Below are 4,196 nucleotides of genomic sequence, written 5' to 3' on the forward strand. Positions count from 1 at the left end.
AATATAACGACCAACGAAGGAGATGACCATGGGTTCTCCAATCCCTGATGCAAACAAGCCCGATATGCCTGCTGAGCAAATCACGATGACCTATCATGATGGCACCTCACGAACTGTCTATGATACTGGTATAGAACGTCCCTACCCAGATGGTAAACTGATTGTCTCGCGCACTGATTTAGACGGCATACTGACACATGCCAATGATGCTTTTGTTGAGATTAGCGGCTACACGATTGATGAGTTAATTGGTCAACAGCATTATATTTTGCGTCATCCTGATATGCCAAAGGCCGCCTATAAAGACTTATGGAGTACTGCCGAGTCTGGACAAAAATGGCATGGCTATGTCAAGAACTTATGCAAAGACGGTAGTCATTATTGGGTCTATGCCACTGTGGTGCCTAACGTGCGTCACGGCAAAACCGTTGGCTACACATCAGTAAGGCGCAAACCGTCACGCAGTAAGATTGAAGCAGCGATGACTCAATATGTTCAAATGAAACAAGATGAGGAAGGCTAAGTCATGACGACACACAATATGTTAATCGCCCCTGATTTTTCGCCTGACCGCTTTGCAGGCTGGCACATGTTCAACACCTTGATTCAAAAACGTGCCAATCTGAATATGCATCTCAATATTCCCGCCTCTCATGCTGAGCAAGAGCAGGTCATTGGTGCCGGTGACATTCAGATCATTTACGCCAACCCTTTTGATGCAGCCACTCTCATCCGTGAGCAAGGCTATCGAGCCATCGCCCGTCCTATTGGTAAATCTGACGAGATGGTCATTGCAGCAGCGGCCAACAGTGCTATTGATCGTCTAGAAGACGTTCAGGCAGGGGCTACTGTCGCGATGGCCGACAACCGAGATGTCAAACTGATTGGTCTGCGTTTGCTAGAGGCCGTCGATATAGAAGCGTCTGATCTCAGCTGGGATGTGACTGAGACCTATCAAGCAGCTGCTCGAAAAGTCATCAAAGGTGAAGCTCAAGTTGCGTTTTTCTTAGCAGAGATTTTTCATAGTTTTTCACGCTTGACCAAAACTCAGCTATCAGTACTTATCGAAAGTGACTTGGCTGATATCAGTCATGTGCTCCTTATCAAAGAAGATTTTCCTGATGCGAAAATATTCTCAGAAGCCATCCTCAATTTGCATAACGATGACGATGGTAAAGAAGCATTGGCTGAGCTTGGTATGCCTCAAGGGTTTGAGCCGATGAGCGAAGAAGATGCCGAATTTATGATTGATTTGATGCAGACGTTATTAGACTAGTCGCTTAATTGTTATATTGATATCAAGCGCTATTTCTCTGAACTAAATCATCGCTTGTTATACGACGCCATTATCACTAAAGCTAGTACCGTCGTAATAGTAGCGATGACAGGAGGGTATTATTATGTCTGACTCAGACCTTATCAAAGAAAATGAAAGAGTCGCGCACCGAGTATTTCGGTTTTATTCACGTAAAGTGTTTTTGGCTCCCAATAACCGTCACTTTCATGAGCAGCGCATCAACGCCGCGTTACTGTTGACGGAAAAAGAACCTCTACAAGGTGCGGTGGCAGACTTTTTTTATGGTTGCTGGTTTGATATTCCATATGATGTAAATAACCTATTCACTCGTATCAAAGACCGTCTGTATCCTCATGTCCAGCAAGGCTTTCGTGATTGTATTGATAAAAAAAGATACATCCAGCGCAATAGTATGTTGGCCACTCGTTGGAGTGTGCTGATATCCCCTTCTCTCAATGAGCAGAAACAACGGCTACGTATCAGTAGTGACGATGCCCGAGAGATTGCTAAAGATATTACCACCGAGCTGATGCAAGCGCGTGATGACGAAGACTGGGGCACGATTGAACAAATCGAAAATGAATTTTTTGCCCATTGTACTTCGCGTAATGATCGTCTCGCCTTTTCGCTGGTATGGTTCCGCTTGGGTAAAAGTGATTGGCAGTTCGATGCGCGTTGGGATGACTGCCAACAACACCTTGACCAAACAACCAAACCTTCTGCTGAACTATAAATTGCCACTTGTTTATAAATTTCATCGCACTTTCATTACTTTTTGATCACTACGGTAGCCGCTATGTCCTCTTACTTAAACGCTGAAAAAACCTATCTTACCCTGACGCCAGCTGGTATTTTTGAGGCGTTTTCACAGAACGAGCCGACTGATGAGCAGCTGGCATTACAGGATCTGCTGTCTTATGATCAGACACTGCTCGCTGCTGACTGGCTTCAGCGTTATTCTGAACAATGGCTACAGAGCTTTATAGAACAAGGCTGGATTGAAAAACTGTCGCTGTTTTTACCAGCACCCAACTTGCCATTAGACCAGTTTTTGCCTTACGTTGTGGCAAGCTTGTCTGGTAAACGTCGAGCCGCGATTGGCTCTGATGAGGGATTTTGTTTGGCGCGAGTCGGCTATAGCCAAGAAGAAGCGGACATGCTTAGTGTCGCCGCTGCTGATTTTTCAGGATTTATGCTTCGCCAAAAACAACGTGGTTGGGCGGTAGAAAGCCAAGCTATCTCGTTTTTTCAGCAGGTTGACTTACTCATTCCTGAGACCAGCTTTGTGTTTTTATGGATAGATAATGCAGGCTACGTCCTCATCATCGATGGCGAACCTCTGACCAACAGTCGCGCCTTTGTAGAGCTGGTATGGGCACTCAAAACGTCTGGGCTCAAGTTTCTTAATTAACAAGGGCCTTCTCACATCGTGATATTGGTCAAGACAAATAAGGTTCTGAGCAATTTTTCCTAGGTTTTCTATTTCCTATATATCTTGTTATTACTAACTATAGTTGAATTCAAATAATTTCGATACAAGAAAACCGAGTGCAAGTTATACATGAGTATACTTAGCGAGGGTGACGATGTAGCGGATTTATTTGAATTTGACTATACCTTGCCATTGCTGCCGAGTAATCTTATATAGCACATGTTCAGCAAGCGGATGAGTAGATTTGAGCGCAGGATGGTAGAAGTTATCTTGCGTATCAGTCATACCAATACGCTGCATAATCAGTTGCGAGCGCTTATTAACGACTGCTGTAAATGAAACCACTTCTTCCAGATCTAGCTCAGTAAAAGCAAAATCCAAAGACGCACGGGCGGCTTCGGTAGCATACCCTTGACCCCAATAGTCACTATGCAATCGCCAAGCAATTTCAACTGCAGGGGCAAACGACATCTCTGCATGTGTCTCATTCAAGCCTACAAATCCGATAAAGTTTCCATTATTTTTTGGATGATCTTTTAGGCTAATTGCCCAAAGTCCCCAGCCTTTATCTTGAATTAGCTGCTGGCACTTATTGGCAATGATATCGCTTACTTTAGGAGTCAGTAGCTTAGGAAAGTATTTCATTACTTCAGGGTTAGCATTCATCTCAGCGAATGGCGCAAAGTCGCTCGCTTGCCATTGTCTGAGGTACAGTCGTTCGGTTTCTATCATATTTATAATTTTATTCTCTCGCATTTCGTTGTTCAAAATGAATACTGTTCAAAATAAATTAAACCAATCAGGCTAGCTATCAAGCCAACCCTGTTTTCTAGCAAATGCTAGCTGCTCAGGCGTATCAACATCATAGCGAAGTTGGTCATTGTCGACCTCACCTATTTGATCAGCGGGCAACTCTCTGATGAGGTGACGAAGCCCTTTGTCACCTACCAATTCTGATTGCCACTGTTTAAGCAGTTTATAGTTAATCGCTAAGGGCAAACCTGTAATGTCAGATACCGTTTCATCTCGACTTTGATGTTTTTCTAAGCATTGCCAACTATGATAGCGACTGGCCACTACCGTCTGCTTGCCCGCTAGCAAATCCGTTAGATGTGGCTCATTTAATAATACTTGATCGACTCCCATGATGAGCACTCGATCGATTGAAGTCGACTCAAAAGCAGAAACTGTTTCAATACCCAAACTCAAACTATGCGCTATACCAGTATCAGCTCGTGAGTTCATCACTATTTGAACCGTCGAATATTGATCGGCCAATGCCGTAATAGTACTAGCAATCAAACGATGACTATCAGGAATGATAACGACAATAACTTGTGGACGGGTAGCGATTGCCAGTCGGGTCATAGAAGTAACCAACGGCTCGCCACTCTTAACAAGTAGCTGCTTGGGTTGACCGAGACGCTGACTAAGGCCACTTGCCAAGATAATGACCGCATGATTTTG

The 4,196-nt window shown here is 44.1% G+C and carries 6 protein-coding genes; 4 read left to right on the top strand and 2 right to left on the bottom strand.

Annotation, left to right across the window (positions count from 1 at the left end):
* The first annotated feature begins 28 nt into the window (after positions 1–28).
* From ACT3QQ_RS13630 to ACT3QQ_RS13645, 4 genes are all read left to right on the top strand, one after another.
* Positions 29–523 (top strand): PAS domain-containing protein, encoded by a 495-nt coding sequence (locus tag ACT3QQ_RS13630; protein WP_444528397.1) that lies wholly within the window; start codon positions 29–31, stop codon positions 521–523.
* A gap of 3 nt (positions 524–526) precedes the next feature.
* Complete coding sequence (locus ACT3QQ_RS13635) at positions 527–1,276, top strand: PhnD/SsuA/transferrin family substrate-binding protein (protein WP_444528398.1); 750 nt, start codon at positions 527–529, stop codon at positions 1,274–1,276.
* Positions 1,277–1,400: 124 nt separating this feature from the next.
* Positions 1,401–2,030, top strand: coding sequence for a hypothetical protein (locus ACT3QQ_RS13640; RefSeq protein WP_444521448.1), 630 nt, complete (start codon positions 1,401–1,403; stop codon positions 2,028–2,030).
* A gap of 63 nt (positions 2,031–2,093) precedes the next feature.
* Positions 2,094–2,708, top strand: a complete 615-nt coding sequence (locus tag ACT3QQ_RS13645) for a hypothetical protein (RefSeq protein WP_444528399.1) — start codon at positions 2,094–2,096, stop codon at positions 2,706–2,708.
* A 186-nt stretch (positions 2,709–2,894) separates the two neighbouring features.
* Here the strand turns inward: ACT3QQ_RS13645 and ACT3QQ_RS13650 are convergent, their stop codons facing one another.
* Positions 2,895–3,461: a GNAT family N-acetyltransferase gene (locus ACT3QQ_RS13650; protein WP_444528400.1), complete on the bottom strand. Its 567-nt coding sequence runs from the start codon at positions 3,459–3,461 to the stop codon at positions 2,895–2,897.
* Between the two features lie 72 nt (positions 3,462–3,533).
* A partial coding sequence (locus ACT3QQ_RS13655) for a nucleotidyltransferase family protein (protein ID WP_444528401.1) occupies positions 3,534–4,196 on the bottom strand: 663 nt, incomplete at its 5' end.

The organism is Psychrobacter sp. AOP7-A1-24, assembly GCF_052376235.1.
Classification (GTDB): Bacteria; Pseudomonadota; Gammaproteobacteria; order Pseudomonadales; family Moraxellaceae; genus Psychrobacter.